Source organism: Massilia puerhi, from assembly GCF_009861485.1.
Window position 1 is genome coordinate 21,887 of the sequence record NZ_WOFW01000001.1, and the last position, 22,053, is coordinate 43,939.

The following is a 22,053-nucleotide window of genomic DNA, read 5'->3' on the forward strand; positions in this document are numbered from 1 at the left end:
GCTTGAATTCCTCAGATTATGACTTGCCCATTGCATGCGCCATCAGGCGCCGCTTCACTGCCGGCATTTTATCAAGCAAGTTGAGCCCGATATTGCGCACCACGCGCAGCGGTTCCAGGTTGGCGCCGAACAGGCGCTCCAGGCCGTCGGTGGCGAGTTGCATCATGACTACCTCTTCCTTGCGCTTGCGCGCGTAGCGCGCCAGCACCCGCTCGTCGCCGATGGCGCGCCGCTCCTCGCGCTCGCGCACGGTGGCCAGCAGGTCGACCACGTCGCCGAAGCCCAGGTTCATGCCATGGCCAGCCAGCGGATGCACGGCGTGGGCGGCGTCGCCCACCAGCGCCACCCGCGGCGCGACGATCGCATGCGGCTTGACCAGCGCCAGCGGCACTGCGGCCACCGTCTCGGGCTGCAACGGGCGCAGGGCGCCCAGCTTGTCGTCGGCATACTCGCCGAGCCGGATCGCCAGTTCGCCCAGCGACTCGTCCATCAGGGTATCGGCCAGGGTCTCGGGCGCCGACCACACCAGCGAAACGCGGTTGCCCGGCAGCGGCAGCAGCGCGATGATGCCGTCGGCGCAGGTGAACCACTGGTGGGCCACGCCGTGGTGTGGCTTGTCGCAGGCGAAATTGGTGACGATGGCGCGCTGGTGGTACATGCGGTAGTCCACGCCGATATCGCATTGCCCGCGCACCCAGGATTCGCGGCCGTCGGCCCCGACCAGCAGCGCGCATTCGATGCGGCGGCCATCGTCCAGGCGCAACGCGGCGCCTTCGTCGCTGCAGCTCAGCTCGCAGGCGCGGCCTTCGATCCGCTGCACGTTGTGGGCGAACTTGAGGGCGGCATCGAGCGCCTGGTTAAGGTTGTGGTCTTCGACGATCCAGGCCAGGGTGCCGACCCGGGCCCCGAACGCGTCGAACCCGAGGTTGCCGCCATTCTGGCCATCGCCATGCACATCCATCGCATCGACCGCGGCCACCCGCGCCAGGTCGAGGGCGCCCCATACCTTGAGCGAGGCCAGCAGGTCGTGGGCGGTGTGGTTGAGCGCATAGACACGCACGTCCCACGGACGCTCCGCGGCCGAGGCCGTTGAGGCAGGCTGCGCCTCGCTGCCCGGACGCGCGGGTGGCGCCAGCAGGGTCACGCGATGCCCGGCCTGGGCAAAGCCGAGGGCGGTGGTCTTGGCGATGGCGCCATTGCCGACGATGCAGACATCGGTCCGGGTGGTGGAGGTCGTGAGCGTGGTCATGGGGGCATTATAGCGATATGCCAATGCCGCACCGGATCGTGTCGTCTGTCGTCGCGTTGCGCTGTCGCTGGCGCGATAGGCTGGGAAATCGGCGCTGCCGACTACATATGGTGGACGGCTCTGCCGTTCACGCGTTCAACCCCTGCATGCGTCGCCGGCACCGTGACGTAGGGTGGACGGCTCTGCCGTCCACGCGTCCAGATCGAGGACGCGCAATCATAGCGCATGCCCATATCACAAACGCGTTGCAACAATGGGGGCGTTAGCAACGCGTGCGTTAGCTGGCGTGCGTGCGTTGGCGTGCGTGCGTTGGCTGAACGCGTGGACGGCGTAGCCGTCCACCCTACCCTAACAATTGCATCAACATTGCAGCAACTAGTACTTGCGCAACCGAAAATCGCTGGCTATAATCATGCCTCTCTTGGCCTGGTAGCTCAGTTGGTAGAGCAGAGGATTGAAAATCCTTGTGTCGGTGGTTCGATTCCGCCCCGGGCCACCAAGATTCAGAAAACGCCACCTTCGGGTGGCGTTTTTGCATTCCGAGGCCAGCCATGCACACACTTCCCCCCTGCCCCCAATGCCAATCGGCCTACACCTACGAAGACGGCGCTGGCCAGTATGTTTGCCCGGAATGCGCCCATGAGTGGCCAGTCCAGGCCGCAGACGCCGCCGCCAGCGACGGCGTGCGCGTCTACAAAGATGCTTCAGGCAATATCCTCCAGGATGGCGACACCGTCACCGTGATCAAGGACCTGAAACCCAAGGGTTCGGGCGGCGTGATCAAGCAGGGCACCAAGGTCAAGAATATCCGCCTGGTCGATGCCGACCACGACATCGACTGCAAGATCGACGGCTTCGGCGCCATGAGCCTGAAGACGGAGTTCGTGCGCAAGGTGTAAATACCTTCTTGCGCACTATCCCTGCGCAAGCCTAGCCAAGCTGCGCTGCAACAGGCTCCGTCCACTGGCGCCACCATGCGCCTTGCGCCAACCATATGCGCCACCCGCCATTGGTCATGCGCCGTCCGCCGTTTACCTTCCGCCGTTTGCCCTCCGCCTTTTGCCGTGTGGCGTACGCCGGGGCCTAGTGCAAGGCGCCCGCCGCCTCGCGGGTGAGCACGATCTCGAGGTATTCGGCCGGCGCCACCATCGAGTCGGGCCCGGCCGTATTAAAGCGGTCGATCAGGGCCAGCAAATCTTGTTCCAGCGCGTCGGCCGCGCTTGGCGTCAGGGCCGCGAACGCCCGGTTCAGCGGGCCGTAGTAATCGCGGAAGACATGCACCCAGTGCGTGGGCGACGCATAGCGGAAGTTGAACATCTTGCGCGTGATGCGCGCCTGGAGCGCATCGGCGCTGAACAACTGGCGCACATGGTCTTCGTTCCCCCACAATAGCGGCGACACCAGCCCGGCCGGCGGCGGCATGTGCTTGCCGACCGCCTTGAACAATTGGCCGATGAAACCCTCGGGCGTCCAGTTGGCCATGCCGATGCGTCCGCCGGGCCGCACCACGCGCCGTATCTCGGCGGCGGCGCGCGCCTGGTCGGGCGCGAACATGACGCCAAAGGTGGACAGGGCGACATCGAAACTGGCGTCCGGGAAAGGCAGCGCCTCGGCGTCGGCCTCGCGGAAATCGATCGCCAGGCCTTCGGCGGCGGCGCGTGCCCTGCCTTTCTCGAGCAGTGCCGGCACGTAGTCGGTGGAGGTGACGCGGGCGAAGCGGCGCGCCGCGGCCAGCGTGGCGTTGCCATTGCCGGCGGCAATGTCGATGACGCGCTCGCCGGCGCGCACGTCGGTGGCCTCGGCGAGTAGCTCGCCGACGATCTGCAGGGTAACGCCGACGACAGCGAAATCGCCGCTGGCCCAGGTGGCCTGCTGGCGCTGCTTGATAGCGGCGAGGTCGGGCCCGGGGGTGGCGGGGCCAGCCGGTGTCGATGAGGTGGGTTGGACTGGATTGGTCATGATCGAACCTCCTGGAACAGAGATGTTTTCAATATGACTGGCCATGCCGCCTTCCGGTTCGCCACTGCACCTTGTGCCTCCTCAATCCAGTAGCGGGAATTCGACCGGCCGACTAAACTCCAATGACAAAGCAGGCACCACTTGCTGCGTCGACTCTGTGAGGAGCCCGTCAATGATACGCCTTCTTGTCCCACGTGGCGTTGCTGCCGTTGCCGCATTGCTCATTCTTGCCATTGGCGTCATCGGCGCAGTGGCGCTGGCCGCCATGCCGTCGCTCTGGTCGGGCCGCGGCACGGCCTATACCGATTTCGATCCATTGTTCGCTGGCACCAACGGCGCCAGTTGTGCGCCGGCACGCGCGGGCGCACCGCCGCTGCTGGCCCATCTGGTGCGGGCCCAGGCCCAGGCGCAGGTCCAATCCCAGGCCCAGGCCCGCGGCCAGGCCCAACCCCAGCCTGAAACCCGCCCCTTCGCACCCGGCCAGCAGGCCCCGGCCACGGCCACGGCCGGCGACAAAGTTGCCGCCAGGCCGGGCAAGGCCGCCCCGCCGCCCCTGTACGACAATCTCGGCAAGCTGCACGTGCCGGTCACCACCACCAGCAAGCGCGCCCAGGCCTATTTCGACCAGGGCATCCGCCTGACCTTCGCGTTCAACCATGCCGAGGCGGCGCGCGCCTTCCGCGCCGCGCAAGACGCCGACCCCAACTGCGCCATGTGCTACTGGGGCGAGGCGCTGGTGCTGGGCCCCAACATCAATGCCCCCATGTTTCCCGAGGCCGTCGCACCGGCAGTGGCCGCCGCGGCCGAGGCCAGCCGCCTGGCGCCGCGCACCCGGCCCGAAGAGCAGGCCGTGATCCGCGCCGTGGCACGGCGCTACAGCGCCGATCCCGGCGCCGACCGGGCCGCGCTCGACAAGGCCTATGCCGATGCCATGGCCGAGGCCGCGCGCAGCTTCCCGACCCATGACACCATCCAGGTGCTGTTCGCCGAATCGCTGATGGACTTGTCGCCCTGGGATTACTGGGCGGCCGGCGGCGCCCAGCCCAAGAACCGCACTGCCGAGCTGGTCGCGGCGCTCGAAAAGGTTCTGGCGCGCAACCCGACCCATGCCGGAGCCGCCCACTATTACATCCATGCGATGGAAGCCTCGACCCGGCCAGAGAAAGCCCTGCCTGCCGCCCGCGTGCTGGCCAGCCAGATCCCGGGCGCCGGGCACATTGTCCACATGCCCTCGCACATCTATTACCGCCTGGGCATGTACCGCGAAGCGCTGCGCTCGAACGTCCTGGCGGTGGCCACCGACGAGCGCTACTTCGCCGGAGCGGCCAGCGATCCCGTCTACCGGGGCGCCTATTACCCGCACAATATCCATTTCGTGATGGTGTCGGCCCTGATGGGTGGCGACGGTCGTACGGCGCTCGAAGCTGCGGGCAAGCTCGACAAAGTGATCACGCCCGAGCTGTTAAAAGCCATTGGCGCGCTGCAGCCGGTCAAGTCGGCGCCCTATTTCGCGCATGTCCAGTTCAGCGATGCGGATACCCTGCTCGCCCTGCCGGATCCCGGGCCCGAGTTCGTGCTGGTGCAGGCGATGTGGCACTACGCCCGCGCTGTCGGCCACGCGCGCAAGGGCGACTTCGATGCGGCCACGCGCGAGGTCGCGGCGCTCGACAAGATCGAAAAAAGCGGGGATTTCAAGGCCGTGAATGACTGGAATATTCCCGGCAAAGACATTGTCCAGACGGCCCGCTCAGTGGCGCAGGCCCGGATCGCCGATGCGCGGGGCGATTTGCCGCGCGCGATCGGCGCCTACCGCAATGCGATCGCGGTGCAGGATGCACTGCCCTATATGGAACCGCCCTACTGGTACTACCCGGTGCGCCAGTCACTCGGCGTGGCGCTCTTGCGTAGTGGGCAGCCAGATGCCGCAGAAAAAGTATTCCGCGATTCACTGGCACGCACTCCAAGCAATGGCTGGGCGCTGCGAGGCTTGATGGAGGTGTATCGCCAGCGCGGTGACGAAGCCGCACTTGCTGCAGTGCAGAAGCAATTTGCGACCACCTGGCTGGGCAAATCGGAGGGCCCAGCCCTGTCGGCACTCTGACAGGCAATCTCCGGCTCAACCATGCGCTGTGCACGCAAATCAGGCGACACAGCAAGCCAGTTGTCATTTAAGCTAGGAGCCCACATATCCATTAGAGGTTCCGATGATCGCCAAGCCTTCGTTCTTCGCGTCGTGCGCCGTCCTGGTCCTGTCCGGCCTGTGCGCCGTCCCGGCGCTGGCAGCGAGCGCCGCCCGTCCGCTGCAGCCGATCGATACGCTCGTGGTGCCACGCTATATGGGCGTCTGGTACGAGATCGCGAAATTCCCCAACGATTTCCAAAAAAAGTGCGTCGGCGATACTACCGCCACCTATAACGTGGGCGAGGATGGACGGGTGCAGGTGGTCAACCGCTGCCGTACCGCCGATGGCAGCTCCGACGTGGCCGATGGCGTCGCCCGCCAGCTCGGCGGCGCGACCTCGCCCAAGCTCAAGGTGCGCTTCGCACCGGCATTCCTGTCCTTCGTTCCGATGGTGTGGGGCGACTACTGGGTAATCGACCTCGACGAAAAATACCAGCTGTCCGCCGTGAGCGAGCCCAAGCGCGAATACTTGTGGATCCTGTCGCGCACACCCCAGGTCGCCCCCGCCGACTACGACGCCCTGCTCACGCGCCTGACGGCCCAGGGGCTGGATGTTTCCAAGCTGGTACGCACCCCACAAACGCAACTGCAACAGCCGGCGCCATAAAAAGCCAGGCGCCGATGCCGCCATCGTGCACGGCTTCATCACGCCTGGAAATCCCTGCCGCCGTCCCCATCTTCAACAACAGCATGACGCAGTCGTCACGCCAACGCCCCGTTGGCGATTTTGCTTTTTAGAAGAATGTTCACATTGCCAAACCTGTACGCCGGCACCGCCGTCGTGGTATCCAGCCTGCTGGCGCCCAATGTCCAGGCCCTGCCCGCTCCCGCCAGCAACGCCGATCCGCTGGCGGCGTCCGTCAACGCCTACCGTGCCGCGCCCGGCGCCTGCGACGGCAGTCCCGCGGCGCCCGTCGTCGCGCTCACCCAGCAGCCGGCCCTGGCCGGGCTGCGCATCGGCGCCGGCACCTTCATCGAGTCCGCCCTGGAGCGCGCCGGCTATGCCGTCGAGGAGGCGCAGGCGGTCCATGTCACCGGTCCCGAAGATGCCCAGGCCGCCATGACCGTGCTGGCGCGGACCTACTGCAAGGTATTGCTGAGCGATCGTTTCTCGGCGGTGGGCAGCTATCGCGAAGGGACGACCTGGACCGTCGTACTGGCACGTCCGGCCCCACCGCTGCCATCCATGACCTATCCCGACTGGCGCGAGGCCGGCCGCGAAATCCTGGATGAAGTCAACCAGGCGCGCGCCAGCGCCCGGGCCTGCGGCGACCAGTCCTTCAAGGCGGCCCCGCCCCTGGCCTGGAATCCCGCGCTGGGCAACGCCGCGCTGGCCCATAGCCAGGACATGGCGACGCGCCGCTACTTCAGCCACCACGCCCGGGACGGCAGCCAGGCCGCCGAGCGCGCGCTGCGCGCCGGCTATACCTGGCGCCGGGTCGGCGAAAACATCGCCTTCGGCCAGCGCTCGCCGCGCGAGGCCGTCGAGGGCTGGCTCGACAGCCCCGGCCACTGCGCCAACATCATGAACCGCGACTTCACCGAGATGGGCGCCGCCTACGGCGTCACCCCGCAACGGCAGGCCGGCATCATCTACTGGACCCAGGTCTTCGGCACGCCGCATTAGGCGGGCCAAGCGCATCCGCCGACATGGCGGCCGCCAAGCCTGCCCCGCTTTCGTCCCGGATTGCGCGCGTGGCGTGCCTCCCGCAAAAGCTGCTTCGGATAGACTGCCTTTCAACATCAACCTCCCGCCGCGCTGTGCCGGCCCAGCCCCATGATCCAGTCCCAACCACGACTCGGCCTCGTCTGCATTACCGTGTCCAAGGACGTGCGCTACCGCGCGCTCACGCGCAAGCGCCTGCTCGAGCATGCCGAGGATGGCCAGCGGCGCGTGCTCGAAGACATTTACCGCGACAATATCCAGACCCTGGACAACGCCCTGCGCTACTGCGAGCGCGAAGGCATCGCCCTGTACCGCATGCCGTCCTCGATCTTTCCGTTTGCCGACACGCCATCCGGCCTGGACATCCTGCAACAGTTCAAGGAAACCCTGGGCCGCTCGGGCCGGCGCGCGATCGAGCGCGGCATCCGCCTGGTGATGCATCCCGATCAGTTCGTGGTGCTCAGTTCGGATTCGGACGACGTGGTCGCCAATAGCGTCAAGATCTTGCAGATGCACGCCGACATCATGGATTTGCTGGACCAACCCCGCTCGCCGTGGGCGCTGCTGGAAATCCATGGCGGCAAGGCCGACCGCGAAGACAAGCTGGTCGCGCGCATCGCCGAACTGCCGGACGCGATCCGCTGCCGCATCGGCCTGGAGAACGACGAGTACGCCTACAGCGCCGACGAGATCCACGCGGTCTGCGTGCGCGCCGGCGTGCCGATGGTATTCGACGCCCACCACCACATCGTGCACGAAAAACTGGACAGCTACGAGCACCCGAGCGTGGCCGCGATGGTGGCCAAGGCACGCGCCACCTGGCCCGATCCGGCGCAGCAACTGGTGCACATCTCGAATGGCCGCGAAGGCTTCAACGACCGCCAGCATTCAGACCTGATCGCGACCATGCCCTCGTCCTATCTCGAGGCGCCATATATCGAGATCGAGGCCAAGCTCAAGGAAGAAGCGATCCGCGGCCTGGATGGCTGGTGCACGCGCTTCGCGCTGGCGCCGGCCTGATTCAGGCGTCAGGCATCTCAGGTATCGCTCAAGCGCGCGATCCAGGGCACGACCACGTCGCATAGCGCAGCGGGCGCCTCGAGCGGAATCATATGCCCGCTGTCTTCGATCACGGCGAACTGCGCGCCCGCGATCCCCGCATGCAGCTCCTGTGCTTCATCAAGACCGCGCAGGCGATCGTGCCCCGCCGCGACCACCAGCGTCGGACAGCGGATCGCATCGAGCAGGTGCAGGTCGCCCGGCCGCTCGACCATCGACTGGTTGCGAAACGCCATGCCGCCAAGGCGCACGCCCATCATGCGCACGCGCTCGATCAGGGTCTCGTTGCCGCGTTCGCGCGCATGCAGCGAACTGGCGATCGCGGTGCGGCTCAAACCGGCGAACGACACCGACGGCGCCGCCTTCGCCACCGCGCGCTTGCCCTGGCGGACAGCGTCGGAATCGGGGCGGGTCGAGGTCGCGATCAATACCAGCGCGCGCACCCGTTCGGGCGCCTGGCGCACCATCTCGCGCGCCACATAACCGCCCATCGAAAAGCCGACCAGGATGAAGGACGGCGGCGCATCGGCCAGCGCGCGGCGCGCCAGGTCTTCGATGGTGGAATCGTGACGCAGGTCGGCATGCGCCAGCGGCCCGAATGGGGCCAGCCGCTCGCGCATATCGTCCCATAGCGTCGCATCGAGCATATAACCGGGAACCAGCAGGATCGTCATCGCGCCATCATAGCAAAGGCGCGCGCATGAAGCAGGTCAGGCCGCCTTCTTGGGCAGGATGTCGCTGGCCATGATCTCACCGAACGGGCCGGTGATCGACTGCTCGCCCTGGGCCTTTCCTTTGCCCAGCAGCGGGAACACCAGCTCGGCGAAACGGTACGACTCTTCCAGGTGCGGATATCCCGACAGGATGAAGGTCTCGATGCCCAGCTGTGCATACTCGCGCATGCGCGCCGCCACAGTTTCGGGATCGCCCACCAGCGCCGTGCCCGCGCCGCCGCGCACCAGGCCCACGCCGGCCCACAGATTGGGCGCGATCTCGAGCTGGTCGCGGCGCCCGCCATGCAGGGCCGCCATGCGGCGCTGGCCGACCGAATCCATCTTCGCGAACGCGGCCTGCGCCTTGGCGATCGTGTCGTCGTCCAGGTGACTGATCAACTGGTCGGCCGCGCGCCAGGCTTCTTCATTGGTCTCGCGCACGATCACATGCAGGCGGATGCCGAACTTGAGGGTACGTCCATGCCGGGCGGCGCGCGCGCGGATGTCGGCCAGCTTCTCGGCCACCGCCGATGGCGGCTCGCCCCAGGTCAGGTAGACGTCCATCTGTTCGGCCGCCAGCTCGTGCGCCGGCTCCGACGAGCCGCCGAAGTACAGCGGCGGATACGGTTTCTGCACGGCCGGATACAAGGTCTTGGCGCCCTTGACCTGGATGTGCTTTCCCTCGAAATCGTAGCCCGCCGCGCCGCCTTCTCCCGCCATGCTGGCGCGCCAGACCTTGAAAAACTCGCTCGAGATCTCGTAGCGCTTCGCATGGTCGGCGAACAGGCCGTCGGCTTCGAGCTCGCCCTGGTCGCCGCCGGTGACGACATTGATCAACAGGCGCCCGTTCGACAGGCGATCGAAGGTGGACGCCATGCGCACCGCCAGCCCCGGCGTCGACAGGCCGGGCCGGATCGCGACCAGGAACTTGAGCCTGGTGGTGGCGTGAATCAGCGACGAAGCGACGATCCAGGCGTCCTCGCAGGAGCGCCCGGTGGGCAGCAGCACGCCGTCGTAGCCGAGGGTACCGGCGGCGACCGCGACCTGTTTCAGGTAATCGGCGTCGACCGCGCGCGCACCCTTGCTGGTGCCGAGGTAGCGGCTGTCGCCATGGGTGGGGATGAACCAGAAGATATTCGGGGATGACACGGTGACTCCTCGGTGGATCAAGCGGCGGCGGCGGTGCGTACGCGCGCCTGGAGTTCGTCGTCGAGCTGTTCGATGCCTTCGGCCACGCGCTCGGCGATCGGCGCCGCCAGGCGGGTGCCGCGTTCGCTGTCCCAGGCGATCTGCTCGGACGTCGCATAGACGCTCGACAGGATCGCGCGCGCCGACATCGAAGCGAGCACCGGCCGCAATGCATAGTCGAGCGCCAGCAGGTGCGACTGGCTGCCGCCGGTCGCCAGCGGCAGCACGACCTTGCCGCGCAAGCCATCCTGCGGCAGCAGGTCGAGGAACAGCTTGAGCATGCCGGTGTAGGCCGCCTTGTAGATCGGCGTGGCCACCACCAGCGCGTCGGCCTGGGCCACCAGCGCCAGCGCACGGGCCAGCTCGGGGTCGTTGACATCCATGCGCAGCAGGGCCGGGCCAGGCAGCTCGCGCACCTCGATGCGCGTCGTGCGCCAGCCGTGGATGGCGAGTTTTTCGCCGACATGGTGCAGCAGGCGGCTGCAGGACGACTGCGACGACGGGCTACCGCCCAGCAAGATGACGCTCATGGTGCATTTCAGTGTTGACGACGATCGCCACAGCGTAATGCGCGCGCCCGGGCTTCCCAACGAATCGTTTCGCCCATCGATATGCGTTCGCCGTTTTAACTTTTCGCGCATATTCATGACCGGATTTCTTCGTTCACGCGGCGCCGCCTGCGGGAGCAAGATGGCATCTCATCCAAGATCGGCAGCGTCCATCCATGTCTTCCATCCTGCAACAACTGCGTCCACAAGACGCCTACGCCCCGGCACCGGTGCCGGATCCGCTGGCCATCGCCGCCAACCTGGCCGAGCGCCTGGCGGCCACCGCGGTCGAGCGCGACCGCGCCGGCGGCCACCCCAAGCACGAGCGTGAACTGATCCGCGCGTCCGGCCTGCTCACGCTCTCGATCCCCGCCGAATTCGGCGGCCAGGGCGCCGACTGGGCCACCGTGATGGCGGCCGTGCGCATCCTGGCCAAGGCCGACAGCGCGCTGGCCCACCTGTTTGGCTTTCACCACCTGCAACTGGCCGGCATACAGTTGTATGGCAGCGAGCTGCAGCAGCGCAGCCTGCTCACCGCCACCGTGCGCCAGAAGCTGTTCTGGGGGAACGCCCTGAACCCGCTCGACAAGCGCACCCGCGCCAGCGCCTCGCCGGCCGGCTACATCCTCGACGGCGTCAAGAGTTTTTCATCGGGCTCGGTGGGCTCGGACTGGCTGACGGTGTCGGCCTGGGACAAGGAGGCCGATGCCGCATTGATCGCCGTGGTGCCGACCGAGCAGGCCGGCGTGCACGTGGAGGCCGACTGGGACGCCTTCGGCCAGCGCCAGACCGATAGCGGCAACGTCCATTTCGATAAGGTCTACCTGCCCACCGCACTGGTGCTGCAAGCCCCGGGCCAGGCCCCGAGCGCGCGCTCCACCTTGCGCTCCCAGGTCGCCCAGCTGGTCATGACCAATCTGTACCTCGGCATCGCGCAAGGCGCGTTCGAGGCCGCGCGCGACTACACCCTGGAACAGGCGCGGCCCTGGTTCGCGGCGGGCGTCGACGACGCCGTGGACGATCCCTTCACCCAGCACCGCTACGGCCAGCTGTGGCTGACCGTGCGGCCGGCCGTGCTGCTGGCCGACGAGGCGGCGCGCCAGCTCGACGCCGCGCTGCGCCGGGGCGAGGCCGTGAACGAGCGCGAACGCGGCGCCGTCGCGATCGCGGTGGCCGAGGCCAAGGTGCTGGCGCACCGCGCCGCGATCGAGATCAGCAACCAGATGTTCGAGCTGCTCGGCGCCCGCGCCACCTCGGCGCGCTTCGGCTTCGACCGCTTCTGGCGCAATGCCCGCGTGCATACCCTGCACGACCCGGTCGACTACAAGCTGCGCGACCTCGGGCGCTATGCGCTCAGCGGCCGCGTGCCCGATCCGACACCCTATTCGTGAGCGAGGCCGCCATGACGACGCCGACTCCCGCACCGGTGATCCGCATCGAGCGCGCCAGCAAGGCTTTTGATTTGCCCGAAGGCGGCCGCTTCGACGCCGTGCGCGACATCTCGCTCGACATCCTGCCGGGCGAGATCTTCGGCCTGGTCGGCCGCAGCGGCGCCGGCAAGTCGACCCTTCTGCGCATGATGAACCTGCTGGAAAAGCCCGACAGCGGCAGCGTTACCGTCTCCGGCCAGGAGCTGACCTCGCTCAGCCCGCGCGCGCTGCGCGAAGCGCGCCGCCGCATCGGTATGATCTACCAGCACTTCAACCTGCTCGCCAACGCCACCGTGTTCGAAAACGTGGCCTTCCCCTTGCGCATCCACGGCGCCATGAACGCGCCGCGCCTCAAGGCGCGCGTGGCCGAATGCCTGGAGCTGGTCGGCCTGGTCGACAAGGCCGGCAGCTATCCGTCGCGCCTGTCGGGCGGCCAGAAGCAGCGGGTGGCGATCGCGCGCGCGCTGGCCAGCTATCCCACCGTGCTGCTATGCGACGAACCGACGTCGGCGCTCGACCCGGACACCACCCGCAGCGTGCTCGATACGCTACGCGACATCAATGCGCGCCTTGGCGTGACGGTTGTCATCGTCAGCCATGAACTGCAGGCGCTGGGCAGCCTGTGCGGGCGCGCGGCGGTGGTCGAAGATGGCCGCATCGCCGAACTGTTCGACCTGCTCGACCATAGCGCGCCGCGCACGACGTCGCTGGGACGCGAACTGCTGTACTACAGCGCCGAGACGCGGCCGGGAGCCCTGCATGCTTGAAAAATTCCTGATCGTCGCGCCCGAATTGTGGCGCGCCTTTGGCGAAACCGTGCTGATGCTGGGCATCGGCCTGACCGCCGCGGTACTGCTCGGCGGCCCGCTCGGCGTGGCCCTGTTCCTGAACGGCGCGGGCGAACCAGGCCGCGGCCACCGCATCGGCCAGGCGCTGGGCTGGCTGGTGAACACGGTGCGCTCCTTCCCCTTCATCATCCTGATGGTGGCGCTGGTGCCCTTGACGCGCATCGTCGCCGGCACCTCGATCGGCCCGCTGGCGGCCAGCGTGCCGCTGTCGATCGCCGCCATCCCGTATTTTGCACGCCTGGTCGAGCAACAGCTGCACGAGGTGCCGCGCGGCGTGATCGAGGCGGCCGAGGCGATGGGCGCTACCCGCCTGCAGATTGTCACCCGGGTGCTGCTGCTGGAAGCGCGATCCGGCCTGGTGCTGGCGCTGACCGTGCTGGCGATCAGCTTCCTGTCCTATTCGGCGGTGGCCGGCGTGGTCGGCGGCGGCGGCATTGGCGACCTGGCCATCCGCTACGGCTACTACCGCTTCGAGACCGACGTCATGGCGATCACGGTGGCGATCCTGATCGCCATGGTGCAGCTGATCCAGTTCGGCGGCGGACGCATCGCGCGCCGCCTCGACAAGCGCTGAGCCGCTAAGTAGCGAAATCAAACAATAAAAGGAACCATCATGAGCCTGTCCCGCCGCTTCCTGCTCGCCAGTCCCCTGGTGCTGGCGATCGCCCTCGCCGTCGCCACCGATGCCCAGGCCAGGGACCCGAAGGAAATCGTGATCGGCACCAGCGCCGGCCCCTACGCCGACCAGGTCAAGCTGGGCATCAAGCCCATCCTCGAGCAACAGGGCTACAAGGTGCGCATCGTCGAGTTCAACGACTATATCCAGCCCAACTTCGCGCTGGCCGAAGGCGCGCTCGACGCCAACGTATTCCAGCACGCGACCTACTTGCGGCGTTTCGCAGCCCAGCACAAACTGGCCATCGCCGAGCTGGTGAAGGTGCCGACCGCGCCCATCGCGATCTACAGCCGGCGCCACAAGAGCCTCGACGCGGTCAAGAACGGCAGCAGCGTGGCCTTGCCGAACGACCCGACCAACCAGGCGCGCGCGCTGGTCATGCTCGACCGGCTGGGGTGGATCAGGCTGCGTCCCGGCGTCGATCCGATCCGCGCCTCCGAGCGCGACGTCGCCGCCAACCTGAAAGGCATCAGGCTGCTGCCACTGGAGGCGGCCCAGCTGCCGCGCGCCCTGCAGGACGCCGACTACGCTTTCGTCAACGGTAACTATGCGCTGGCCTCGGGCCTGAAGCTGCGCGACGCGCTGCGCACCGAAAAGATTTCGCCGGCCTATGCCAACCTGGTGGCGGTGAGAAGCGCCGACCGCGACAAGCCGTTCGCGCGCGACCTGGCCGCCGCCTACCGCTCGCGCGCCTTCCTCGACGTCACCAACAGGCACTTCGCCGACTACGCCAAGACCGACTACCAGCTGGCACTGCAAACGCCGACGGCCGGAGCCAGGTGATGGCGCGCCGCATCCGCTTCAACGCCTTCCAGATGAACACCCCCAGCCACCAGTCGCCGGGGCTGTGGCGGCATCCACGCGCCAACAGCGAGCGTTACCTGACGCTCGGCTACTGGGTCGAGCTGGCGCAGACGCTGGAACGCGGCGGCTTCGACGCCATTTTCCTGGCCGATGTGTTGGGCGTGTACGACGTCTACCGCAAGGGCCCGGACGCCGCGCTGCGCCACGGCGTGCAGGTGCCGCTGAACGATCCGCTGGCCCTGGTGCCCCTGATCGCCCACGCCACCACGCGCCTGGGCATCGGCGTCACCGCCGCCCTGACCTACGAACACCCGTACACCTTCGCGCGCCGCATCTCGACGCTCGACCACCTGAGCGGCGGCCGGGTTGGCTGGAACATCGTCACCGGCTACCTCGACAGCGCCGCGCGCAACCTGGGCCTGGGCCGCCAGCCCGGCCACGACGAACGCTACGACCTGGCCGACGAATACATGGAGGTCGTCTACAAGCTGTGGGAGCGCAGCTGGGAAGATGGCGCGCTGCGGCGCGACAAGGAGAGCGGCATCCATGCCGACCCAGCGCGCGTGCATCCGATCCGGCACCAGGGCCGCTACTATGACGTGCCGGGCTTTCACCTGTGCGAGCCGTCGCCGCAACGCACGCCCTTCCTGTACCAGGCCGGCGCCTCGCCGCGCGGCGCGCGCTTTGCCGCGAGCCATGCCGAAGCAACCTTCATCAGCGGTCCGAGCAAGCAGGTCGTCAAATGCGGGGTCGATGCCGTGCGTGCCGCCACCCGCGCCGAGGGCCGCGTTCCGGATGCCCTGCTGGTGTATGCCCAGGCCCTCATCGTCACCGGCGCGACCGCGGCCGAGGCCCAGGCCAGGCTGGAAGACTACCGGCGCCACATCGACATCGAGGCCGCACTGACCCTGCTGTCCGGCTGGACCGGGGTCGACTTCGCGCGCCACCATCTGGACGACACCATCGAGTACATCGACACCGACGCCGGCCGCTCGGCCCTGGCCTCGCTCAGCGCCGCCGATCCGGACCGCGACTGGACAGTGCGCGAGGCGGCCGAATTCATTGGCCTGGGCGGGCGCGGCCCGGTCATCGTCGGCGACCCGCGCCAGGTCGCCGACGAACTCGAGTCGTGGATCGACGCGACCGGCGCCGATGGCTTCAACCTGGCTTTCGCCCTACCGCTGGAAGACATGGGCCTGGTGGTCGAGCACATCGTGCCCGAGCTGGCGCGGCGCGGCCGCTATGAAACAATGCCTGGCGGCGGCACCCTGCGCGAACAGCTGCTGGGACGAGGCCCACGGCTGGCGCCAGGCCATCCCGGCAGCCAGATCGAGATCGCATCTCCCCTGCCCGCTATCCAGGCAGCCTGATTCACCCATCCGCGGCGCCGACCGCGGCCTGACCGAAGTCGGCCTGTTGTATCGCTTGCCTCCGCTGGCGCTGGCGCGCCGGGTCTTGCTGCCGGCGGCCCTGCCCGCAGTATTGACCGGCCTGCGCAACGGCCTCAGTCTGGCCTGGATGTTCATGGTGGCGGCCGAACTGATCGCCGCCAGCCGCGGCCTGGGCTACCTGCTGACCGACGGCCGCGAATCGAGCCGCGCCGACATCATGCTGGCGGCCATTGTGCTGCTGGCCCTGCTGGGCAAGGCCAGCGACAGCGCGATGCAGGTCCTCGAACGGCGCTGGCTGGCCTGGCGCGACAGCTATGTGGACAAGGAGAACCGATGAGCGCCTTCCTCGACATCGCCATCATTGAAAAATGCCATGGCGCGCGCAGCGTGCTGCGCGGCCTGCACCTGAAGGTGGACCAGGGCGAGATCGTCAGCCTGGTCGGCGCCAGCGGCTGCGGCAAGAGCACCTTGCTGTCGATCGTGGCAGGACTGGACCGCGATTACCGCGGCGCGGTGCGCCTCGATGGCCGCCCGTTGACCGGGCCGGATGCCGACGTCGGCCTGGTGTTCCAGGCGCCGCGCCTGTTTCCCTGGCTGACCGTGGCGCAGAACGTCGTCTTCGGTGGCCATCACCGGCCAAACCTGGAGCGGGCCAACGCCCTGCTGGAAGAAGTCGGCCTGCAGGGCTATGGCGATGCGCTGCCCAAGCAGCTGTCCGGCGGCCAGGCCCAGCGCGCGGCGATCGCGCGCGGCTTGTACCTTGAACCGCATGTGCTGCTGCTGGACGAACCGTTTTCGGCGGTCGACGCGTTTACCCGCATGCGCCTGCAAGACCTGCTGGCCGATGCGGCGCGCCAGCGCGGCCTGACCGTGCTGCTGGTAACGCACGATATCGACGAGGCGATCTATCTGAGCGACCGGGTGGTGCTGATGGATGGCGTGCCCGGGCCGGTGCGCGCCGAGTTCACGAACGATGCGCCGTGGCCGCGCGAACGCGGCAGGCTGGCGCTGTCGCCGTTGAAACCGGCGATCCTCGACAGCCTGCACGCGGTGCACGCCATTTAAGTATTGCGCATCTGCGCCTGCGACACATTGCTGCCCGGCGGGACGCTCTGGGTCAGCCAGACATTGCCGCCGATGGTCGAGCCGGCGCCGATGGTGATGCGGCCCAGGATGGTGGCGCCGGCGTAGATGACGACGTCGTCCTCGACGATCGGATGGCGTGGCGTGCCCTTGACCAGGGCGCCGCTGTCGTCGACCGGGAAGCGCTTGGCGCCCAGGGTAACCGCCTGGTACAGGCGCACGCGCTCGCCCAGGATCGCGGTTTCGCCGATGACGACGCCGGTGCCATGGTCGATGAAGAAGCTGCCGCCAATCTGCGCGCCCGGGTGGATGTCGATCCCGGTGAGCGAGTGGCCGATGTCGGCCGCGACCCGCGCCAGGAACGGCACGCCCAGGCGATTGAAGCAGTGGGCAATGCGGTGGTAGAGGATGGCGATGGTGCCGGGATAGCACAGCATGATCTCGGCCACCGAGGTAGCGGCCGGGTCGCCCGCCAGCGCGGCCTGCACGTCGGACACCAGCAGCGCACGCACGCCCGGCAGGCCGGCCGCGAATTCGCGCGTGATGGCGCGCGCGCGCTCGGCCAGCACGGCGTCGTCGGTCTGGTCGTCGTCGGCGGAAAAATCAGGCGAGAAGCGCAGCGCGCGCCGCACCTGTTCGGCCAGGCGGTCGAGCGCCACGTTGAGCGTGTCGGCGACATAGTAGTCGATGCTCTCGGCGTTCAGGTCGGGGCGGCCGTAATGCGTCGGAAACAGGGCGGCCGAGATGCCGTCCACGATCTGGCGCACGACGTCGCGCGACGGCAGCTCACGCACCCTGCCCTGGTGCCGGATATTGTGGGTCGATTCGCGCGAGGTGCGCAATGCGTCGATGACGGGCCCGAGGTGCCACTGCACCGAGCCGCCGTGATGGGGAAATTCGCTGTTCATTTTGCCGAGCCTATCCGAATCGTATGTCGATGCCTACGATTTTATTTGCATTTTGATATGCGTGTTTTGATGCGCTTGAATCCGGGGCTCCGCCAACGGTCGGCCTTGCCGCGTAGCAGTTTCTAAGGCAACATCAAGTACCGATTCATTCTTGTAACGACACGCGACCATGAACCTGCCCTCCCACCAGCTCAGCATGACGGTGTTGATGACGCCCGACACCGCCAATTTCTCCGGCAATGTGCACGGCGGCACCATCCTGAAACTGCTCGACCAGGTTGCCTACGCCTGCGCCAGCCGCTATGCCGGCCGCTATGTGGTGACAATGAGCGTCGACCAGGTGACGTTCCGCCAACCGATCCATGTGGGCGAGCTGGTGACTTTCCTGGCGGCGGTCAACTACACCGGCCGCAGCTCGATGGAAATCGGGATCAAGGTGATTGCCGAGGACATCCGCAGCAAGGTGGTGCGCCATGTAAATAGCTGCTTCTTCACCATGGTGGCGGTGGGGGATGACAAGAAGCCCGCGGCGATTCCGCCGCTGGAGTCATCGTCGCCGGACGAGGTGCGCCGCTTCGAGGAAGCCAAGGGCCGGCGCGAGTCGCGGCTGGCGCTGGAACGGGATCATGCGCAGCGGATCGCGGCCAAGGGATAGGCGTCGGCGCGACGGGATTGTTTATCCAGCGCAAACGCTGCTATAATTGCGGGCTCTTGGCCTGGTAGCTCAGTTGGTAGAGCAGAGGATTGAAAATCCTTGTGTCGGTGGTTCGATTCCGCCCCGGGCCACCAAGAATATCCCAAGCACAACGCCAACCCATGCAGGTTGGCGTTGTCGCTTCTAAGGATCGTCGTGCTTGCTCGCAGCAACGCCCATCGCCTTACCCAATGGCGCAATGGCGGTCAACTCGGCAGCGCTCAGTGTTACTTGTCTGCCGCGCTGCCGCTGATCCATTACGCCGGCGTCACGTCAACGCCAAGCAATTGGATGTCGCTCGTCTGGATGCCGTTGTTATCGAAAACACTGACCAACATTAGTTCGTCTTCATCGATCCTGCCGTTGCTATCGACGTTGTAATAGTAAAACAGCGCAGCGTAATCCTCGCCGCTGACGAGCATCAGCAAGTCGTCGCGCAACTGCACGCCGCTCACATCGAGACCCGCATTCAGCGTCTCGAGCGTCGGGCTGCCTTCCACGTCCCACCATTCGCTTGACATGGCGCCGTCGGTCTTCAAGGCGACCGCTTCGCTGCTGCCAACGATGATCTTGCCGCTGCCACTGATCCAGTCGATGACGCCGTCCTTATCATCATCAAGCGATTGGGCAGCCTGCCCGCTGATCTCGATGACATCATTGCCACTGTCGAAACCGAGGATGACGTCATAGTCTGCCGATCCGAAGAACGTGTACGCAATAGTGAGCGTACCGCCATTGTCGGAAACCACATCCATGCCGCCGCCGGTGCTCACGCGTGCGGTCGACTGACCATCGTCGATGAAGGCCGTGTTGACCCAGTCCCAGCCACCGTGATTGACATCACCGGTGAGTGGGGCGACCTCGACAGCAAAACCTTTGACAGTCATCGCGCCAAGCACGCCACCGGCGAAGGCGGCGCTACCCGCGGCCAGGTAGCCGATATACGAAGGGCCGTTGGTCAGGAAGGTATCGTCCTTCCAGCTGAGCTGGTACAAATCGAGCGCCGGCGTACCGTCCAGGTGCAGCGTCTCGTTCACCATTCCGAAAGACGCACCGTCGGTGTAGTCGATCGCGGTGGGCAGCGCCGTGCCGGTGCTCAGGTCGTGCAGGCCAAAAGTCGCCCGGTTGGCAAAGCCGGCGTCAGCGCCTTCATCCTGATTGGACCTGATCCAATGCGGGGTGGAGGAGAAAACGATCTGGCCATTGGTGCCGCTCATGTCGGGAGAGATCTCTGTCAGCTCCGATCGCTCCGCCACATTGTTGACAATGCTGTCAATCAGCTGGCGCACAGGCGTGCCCTTCTGGCCCAAGGCATCGACGACACGGACCTCGACGGTGCGGTCAGCCAGGCTCAGGTCGACCTGGCTGATCGTCAGAATTTGAGAGGCACTGTGATAGGCGTCGCCATCGAGTGCAATCCATTCTCCATCGTCCAGGCGGTACTCGAACCCACTTACTTCCTGATCGCTGCCAAACCTGAAATAGACGTCGGCCGTGCTCAGCTCAGTCGTGTTATTGGCAAAGCGCGGCGCTTCAACGCGATGGAAACTCAGTTCTCCCGCTGGCAACGTGGTGTCATATGTAAATTCGAGCAGGTTCGATACATCGCTGAGGTTGCCAGCGACGTCGTACTGACGCACCAACAGTTCAAACGTGCGGAATCCATAATCCTTCAGGTCGAGTACCGTATCGCCGGGGTTAGTGCCTTGAGGTGCGGATCTCCAACTCGCGCCACCGTCGACGCTGAATTCCCAAAATGAATGCTGTGCGGTCTCCAGGCCGGAGATCGCCACTTTAGGGATGCCGGTGATGAAATCGGTCGCATCGGCACCGTTGTCATGCACGAGCGCAATGACTGGCGCGGTTGGGGCCAGGGTATCGACCGTGAAGGTCACTTGCGTGCTTTTACTGACGTTGCCACTCGTATCGGTCGCGCGTACGGCGAAGTTATTCACGCCTTCATGCGGGACAGGTGCATCCTTGCTCCAGGCTTTGCCGGAGGTGTCACCTGTCACCGGTGCATCACCGATCCAGTATTCCACGATGGAATCCGGAGCAACGCTTTCCACCACATATTCACCGTCCGACGTGATCTTGTCCCAGCGATTCGTATCGTTGACCAGGCTTACATGAGGCGCGTTTTCATAACGGTCGTAGGAAATCTGCCTCGATACCACAGGCGTCGTGGCGCCGCTTGCGTCGACCGCCCGAAGATAAGCTGTCGTATACAGGTTATCCATTCCGTTATCGAGACCTAATGGGTTGCCGGGACGCAGCATCGGCTTGCCGAGTCCCAGGTTGACGCCGTCAACGGTAACGATATTCTCGGCCTCTGACACCGTGATATTGGCTTTACTCCACTGCACGCCATCGGTGCTGAATTCAAAATGCTGGTTGTTGCCGAGATCCCTGCCTGTATAGCTGAACTGGACCTGGACCTTCTCGACATTGGTAACGCCATCGATCCTGGTATCGTGCGCGCCTTGGGTAACGCCCTTGAAAGCGATGTCCAGCGCGAAAATCGGTTCCGGTTCCGGTTCCGGTTCCGGTTCCGGTTCCGGTTCCGGTTCCGGTTCTGGCTGAGGGTCAGGCGTTGGCGTTGGCGTCGGTGTTGGCGTCGGCGTCGGTGTTGGCGTCGGCGTTGGCGTTGGCGTTGGCGTTGGCGTCGGCGTTGGCGTCGGCGGAATCACCGGCGCCGGGGCATTGATGAGCTCGATCGCCGCTGGCATGCCGCCTTCGGCCAGCGCCTTGACCACGTCCTGCAGCGATGTGGCCGCGGGCAGGTCTTTCAGCACCCGGGCCATGCCGCCGTCGCGCAGCAATGCGCCAAGGGTCGCGGGATTATCGGCGGCAGCCGTTGCCATATTGCTCAACGCTTCGGCCAGGACCACTGGATTACTCGCCCCACGTGCCGTGTCGAACAATGCCAGCAAGCCATTGGTACCAGAGGCGATGGCTTCGACGACGGCAGGTGTCCTGGTGGCGATCGCGGCAAACTGCACGGTTGAGTTGATAAGGGCGGCGACATCGCCGGCGCTGGTCTCGAGTGTCACGGCGCGCACCAGAATGCGTGCCGCCTCGACCGCGGCAAGGCCGGAGTAATCGCTGCCCGAAGCGTCGACCTGGGCGGTGAACGTTTCAATTGCTCGCTGTCGCATGTCAACCAGCGATTGGTCCGTGCCCTGGGCGCCATTAAGAATCGCAATGGCCACATCGCTCATGCTGGCATGGCCGTTACTGACGGCGTCAATCCAGAACGCCTTCCCCACCGGGTCAGGTGCACGGTTGAACAACTGCTGGTAGATGTCGCTGATCCGGTCAGCCGTAGTGCTGTCGCCAAACCGCGCCTGTGCCTCGCTCGACGTGGCAAACGCATCGGCAATCGCACTGAGGTCGCCGTTGGCATTGGCAATTTGCTGCGACCAGAACTTCAGCCCATCCGGGTCAGCTGGACGGCCATAAAACGCTAGGTAAAAGGAACTGGCGATGGAGCTATGGTTCTCTTGGATGGACATGATCGTGGGCAGAGGAGAGAGAAAAGGGATAGGAAGTATTGCCGAGTGGCACGATTATAGGCATTGCTCCTCAATTTCCCGACAACAAACGATACTTTCAAGGATTTCTGTGGGGCAAATAACACAGATTGTCAAGGCGT

General features: G+C 66.0%; 19 protein-coding genes, 2 tRNA genes and 1 pseudogene. 15 read left to right on the forward strand and 7 right to left on the reverse strand.

Features of this window, described 5'->3' with window-relative positions; translation table 11 throughout:
- Positions 1 to 16: 16 nt before the first annotated feature.
- On the reverse strand, positions 17 to 1,249 hold the full coding sequence (locus GNT67_RS00110) for an FAD-dependent monooxygenase (protein WP_159627436.1): 1,233 nt from the start codon (positions 1,247 to 1,249) through the stop codon (positions 17 to 19).
- A 423-nt stretch (positions 1,250 to 1,672) separates the two neighbouring features.
- Here GNT67_RS00110 and GNT67_RS00115 point away from each other — a divergent pair.
- Positions 1,673 to 1,748, forward strand: a tRNA-Phe gene (locus tag GNT67_RS00115).
- 52 nt (positions 1,749 to 1,800) lie between these two features.
- Positions 1,801 to 2,148, forward strand: a complete 348-nt coding sequence (locus GNT67_RS00120) for a zinc ribbon domain-containing protein YjdM (RefSeq protein WP_159627438.1) — start codon at positions 1,801 to 1,803, stop codon at positions 2,146 to 2,148.
- Between the two features lie 184 nt (positions 2,149 to 2,332).
- Here GNT67_RS00120 and GNT67_RS00125 read toward each other — a convergent pair whose 3' ends face one another.
- Entirely contained in the window at positions 2,333 to 3,208 is an 876-nt protein-coding gene (locus GNT67_RS00125; protein ID WP_159627440.1) for a class I SAM-dependent methyltransferase, read from the reverse strand.
- 172 nt (positions 3,209 to 3,380) lie between these two features.
- On the opposite strand from GNT67_RS00125, the gene GNT67_RS00130 reads away from it, so the two are divergent.
- From GNT67_RS00130 to uvsE, 4 genes are all read left to right on the forward strand, one after another.
- Complete coding sequence (locus GNT67_RS00130) at positions 3,381 to 5,309, forward strand: tetratricopeptide repeat protein (RefSeq protein WP_159627442.1); 1,929 nt, start codon at positions 3,381 to 3,383, stop codon at positions 5,307 to 5,309.
- Between the two features lie 103 nt (positions 5,310 to 5,412).
- Positions 5,413 to 5,997: a lipocalin family protein gene (locus tag GNT67_RS00135; RefSeq protein WP_159627444.1), complete on the forward strand. Its 585-nt coding sequence runs from the start codon at positions 5,413 to 5,415 to the stop codon at positions 5,995 to 5,997.
- 135 nt (positions 5,998 to 6,132) lie between these two features.
- The gene (locus tag GNT67_RS00140) at positions 6,133 to 7,017 is read left to right on the forward strand and encodes a CAP domain-containing protein (protein ID WP_159627446.1); all 885 of its coding nucleotides are present in this window, start codon (positions 6,133 to 6,135) and stop codon (positions 7,015 to 7,017) included.
- A gap of 150 nt (positions 7,018 to 7,167) precedes the next feature.
- The gene (gene uvsE / locus GNT67_RS00145; protein WP_159627448.1) at positions 7,168 to 8,076 is read left to right on the forward strand and encodes a UV DNA damage repair endonuclease UvsE; all 909 of its coding nucleotides are present in this window, start codon (positions 7,168 to 7,170) and stop codon (positions 8,074 to 8,076) included.
- A 17-nt stretch (positions 8,077 to 8,093) separates the two neighbouring features.
- On the opposite strand, the gene GNT67_RS00150 is transcribed toward uvsE, so the two are convergent.
- The 3 genes from GNT67_RS00150 to ssuE are packed head-to-tail and all read right to left on the reverse strand — an operon-like array spanning position 8,094 to position 10,546.
- Positions 8,094 to 8,789, reverse strand: coding sequence for an alpha/beta fold hydrolase (locus tag GNT67_RS00150; RefSeq protein ID WP_159627450.1), 696 nt, complete (start codon positions 8,787 to 8,789; stop codon positions 8,094 to 8,096).
- A gap of 36 nt (positions 8,790 to 8,825) precedes the next feature.
- Positions 8,826 to 9,977 carry an FMNH2-dependent alkanesulfonate monooxygenase gene (gene ssuD, locus GNT67_RS00155; protein ID WP_159627452.1) on the reverse strand — a complete coding sequence of 384 codons (1,152 nt, stop codon included), beginning with the start codon at positions 9,975 to 9,977 and terminating at the stop codon, positions 8,826 to 8,828.
- Between the two features lie 17 nt (positions 9,978 to 9,994).
- Positions 9,995 to 10,546 carry an NADPH-dependent FMN reductase gene (gene ssuE / locus GNT67_RS00160; RefSeq protein ID WP_159627454.1) on the reverse strand — a complete coding sequence of 184 codons (552 nt, stop codon included), beginning with the start codon at positions 10,544 to 10,546 and terminating at the stop codon, positions 9,995 to 9,997.
- A 194-nt stretch (positions 10,547 to 10,740) separates the two neighbouring features.
- On the opposite strand from ssuE, the gene GNT67_RS00165 reads away from it, so the two are divergent.
- The 7 genes and pseudogenes from GNT67_RS00165 (at position 10,741) to GNT67_RS00195 (ending at position 16,778) form a co-directional block, all read left to right on the forward strand.
- A complete protein-coding gene (locus tag GNT67_RS00165) occupies positions 10,741 to 11,955 on the forward strand; it encodes an acyl-CoA dehydrogenase family protein (protein ID WP_159627456.1) in 1,215 nt (404 codons plus the stop codon).
- An 11-nt stretch (positions 11,956 to 11,966) separates the two neighbouring features.
- Complete coding sequence (locus tag GNT67_RS00170) at positions 11,967 to 12,761, forward strand: methionine ABC transporter ATP-binding protein (protein WP_159627458.1); 795 nt, start codon at positions 11,967 to 11,969, stop codon at positions 12,759 to 12,761.
- Entirely contained in the window at positions 12,754 to 13,416 is a 663-nt protein-coding gene (locus GNT67_RS00175) for a methionine ABC transporter permease (RefSeq protein WP_159627460.1), read from the forward strand. Before GNT67_RS00170 ends, GNT67_RS00175 begins: the two co-directional genes overlap by 8 nt.
- A gap of 39 nt (positions 13,417 to 13,455) precedes the next feature.
- Positions 13,456 to 14,301: a MetQ/NlpA family ABC transporter substrate-binding protein gene (locus GNT67_RS00180; RefSeq protein WP_159627462.1), complete on the forward strand. Its 846-nt coding sequence runs from the start codon at positions 13,456 to 13,458 to the stop codon at positions 14,299 to 14,301.
- Positions 14,301 to 15,692, forward strand: coding sequence for an LLM class flavin-dependent oxidoreductase (locus GNT67_RS00185; RefSeq protein ID WP_159627464.1), 1,392 nt, complete (start codon positions 14,301 to 14,303; stop codon positions 15,690 to 15,692). The genes GNT67_RS00180 and GNT67_RS00185 overlap by 1 nt, the downstream gene beginning before the upstream one ends.
- Before the next feature lie 7 nt (positions 15,693 to 15,699).
- Positions 15,700 to 16,050, forward strand: a pseudogene (locus tag GNT67_RS00190) (ABC transporter permease); the annotation flags it as partial.
- Positions 16,047 to 16,778 (forward strand): ABC transporter ATP-binding protein, encoded by a 732-nt coding sequence (locus tag GNT67_RS00195; protein ID WP_159627466.1) that lies wholly within the window; start codon positions 16,047 to 16,049, stop codon positions 16,776 to 16,778. The pseudogene GNT67_RS00190 and the gene GNT67_RS00195, both read left to right, overlap by 4 nt.
- Here the strand turns inward: GNT67_RS00195 and epsC are convergent.
- Positions 16,775 to 17,704: a serine O-acetyltransferase EpsC gene (gene epsC, locus GNT67_RS00200; RefSeq protein ID WP_159627468.1), complete on the reverse strand. Its 930-nt coding sequence runs from the start codon at positions 17,702 to 17,704 to the stop codon at positions 16,775 to 16,777. The genes GNT67_RS00195 and epsC overlap by 4 nt on opposite strands.
- Positions 17,705 to 17,873: 169 nt before the next feature.
- Between epsC and GNT67_RS00205 the strand changes: the two genes are divergently transcribed.
- A complete protein-coding gene (locus tag GNT67_RS00205) occupies positions 17,874 to 18,359 on the forward strand; it encodes an acyl-CoA thioesterase (protein WP_159627470.1) in 486 nt (161 codons plus the stop codon).
- Positions 18,360 to 18,417: 58 nt separating this feature from the next.
- A tRNA-Phe gene (locus GNT67_RS00210) sits at positions 18,418 to 18,493 on the forward strand.
- A 162-nt stretch (positions 18,494 to 18,655) separates the two neighbouring features.
- Here GNT67_RS00210 and GNT67_RS02985 read toward each other — a convergent pair.
- A complete protein-coding gene (locus GNT67_RS02985; RefSeq protein WP_201447546.1) occupies positions 18,656 to 21,913 on the reverse strand; it encodes a DUF4214 domain-containing protein in 3,258 nt (1,085 codons plus the stop codon).
- Between the last annotated feature and the right edge of the window lie 140 nt (positions 21,914 to 22,053).